This window comes from Achromobacter sp. RW408 (assembly GCF_003184165.1).
Taxonomy (GTDB): Bacteria; Pseudomonadota; Gammaproteobacteria; order Burkholderiales; family Burkholderiaceae_B; genus Achromobacter; species Achromobacter xylosoxidans.
Map to the genome: position 1 here is coordinate 1 of NZ_QHHO01000016.1, position 2,039 is coordinate 2,039.

General features: G+C 53.6%; 2 tRNA genes and 1 rRNA gene. All 3 read left to right on the forward strand.

From position 1 onward, the window contains the following. Window positions 1-157: 157 nt before the first annotated feature. A 16S ribosomal RNA gene (locus DK459_RS02135) occupies window positions 158-1,688 on the forward strand. 130 nt (window positions 1,689-1,818) lie between these two features. Then, window positions 1,819-1,895: transfer RNA gene (locus DK459_RS02140), tRNA-Ile, on the forward strand. A gap of 30 nt (window positions 1,896-1,925) precedes the next feature. After that, window positions 1,926-2,001 (forward strand) — tRNA-Ala (locus DK459_RS02145). Window positions 2,002-2,039: the final 38 nt, after the last annotated feature.

The window sequence follows — 2,039 nt, forward strand, 5'->3', positions numbered from 1 at the left end:
TGGGTTTTAAACCCTTTCACAAGCACAATGAAATCAAGTGCTCACTAGAAGTGAAGTACCTTAGATGTCAAGTCTAAGCACATACCTCACTTCCTTTGAGTAGCGACGTATGACTCGGTTCTTCGGAACTAAGAAATACGAAACAAATACAGAGATTAAACTGAAGAGTTTGATCCTGGCTCAGATTGAACGCTAGCGGGATGCCTTACACATGCAAGTCGAACGGCAGCACGGACTTCGGTCTGGTGGCGAGTGGCGAACGGGTGAGTAATGTATCGGAACGTGCCCAGTAGCGGGGGATAACTACGCGAAAGCGTAGCTAATACCGCATACGCCCTACGGGGGAAAGCAGGGGATCGCAAGACCTTGCACTATTGGAGCGGCCGATATCGGATTAGCTAGTTGGTGGGGTAACGGCTCACCAAGGCGACGATCCGTAGCTGGTTTGAGAGGACGACCAGCCACACTGGGACTGAGACACGGCCCAGACTCCTACGGGAGGCAGCAGTGGGGAATTTTGGACAATGGGGGAAACCCTGATCCAGCCATCCCGCGTGTGCGATGAAGGCCTTCGGGTTGTAAAGCACTTTTGGCAGGAAAGAAACGTCGCGGGTTAATACCCCGCGAAACTGACGGTACCTGCAGAATAAGCACCGGCTAACTACGTGCCAGCAGCCGCGGTAATACGTAGGGTGCAAGCGTTAATCGGAATTACTGGGCGTAAAGCGTGCGCAGGCGGTTCGGAAAGAAAGATGTGAAATCCCAGAGCTTAACTTTGGAACTGCATTTTTAACTACCGGGCTAGAGTGTGTCAGAGGGAGGTGGAATTCCGCGTGTAGCAGTGAAATGCGTAGATATGCGGAGGAACACCGATGGCGAAGGCAGCCTCCTGGGATAACACTGACGCTCATGCACGAAAGCGTGGGGAGCAAACAGGATTAGATACCCTGGTAGTCCACGCCCTAAACGATGTCAACTAGCTGTTGGGGCCTTCGGGCCTTGGTAGCGCAGCTAACGCGTGAAGTTGACCGCCTGGGGAGTACGGTCGCAAGATTAAAACTCAAAGGAATTGACGGGGACCCGCACAAGCGGTGGATGATGTGGATTAATTCGATGCAACGCGAAAAACCTTACCTACCCTTGACATGTCTGGAATGCCGAAGAGATTTGGCAGTGCTCGCAAGAGAACCGGAACACAGGTGCTGCATGGCTGTCGTCAGCTCGTGTCGTGAGATGTTGGGTTAAGTCCCGCAACGAGCGCAACCCTTGTCATTAGTTGCTACGAAAGGGCACTCTAATGAGACTGCCGGTGACAAACCGGAGGAAGGTGGGGATGACGTCAAGTCCTCATGGCCCTTATGGGTAGGGCTTCACACGTCATACAATGGTCGGGACAGAGGGTCGCCAACCCGCGAGGGGGAGCCAATCCCAGAAACCCGATCGTAGTCCGGATCGCAGTCTGCAACTCGACTGCGTGAAGTCGGAATCGCTAGTAATCGCGGATCAGCATGTCGCGGTGAATACGTTCCCGGGTCTTGTACACACCGCCCGTCACACCATGGGAGTGGGTTTTACCAGAAGTAGTTAGCCTAACCGCAAGGGGGGCGATTACCACGGTAGGATTCATGACTGGGGTGAAGTCGTAACAAGGTAGCCGTATCGGAAGGTGCGGCTGGATCACCTCCTTTCAGAGCTTAGTGCTCGTGTTAAGCGTCCACTCTTATCGGTTGTTTGATATAGCTGGGATCGGTTGTGGGCTTGGGTAGAGGGACTCCTCCCTGTGTCCATGACTTCTGACTACTGATCCGGGAAGGTTTTGGGTCTGTAGCTCAGTCGGTTAGAGCACCGTCTTGATAAGGCGGGGGTCGTTGGTTCGAATCCAACCAGACCCACCAAGTATTCGCAGGTAGAGATGCCGTGAATATGGGGGTGTAGCTCAGCTGGGAGAGCGCCTGCTTTGCAAGCAGGATGTCATCGGTTCGATCCCGTTCACCTCCACCAAGACCTGTGCCTGGTGGGATGTAGAGGCTAACTCATAG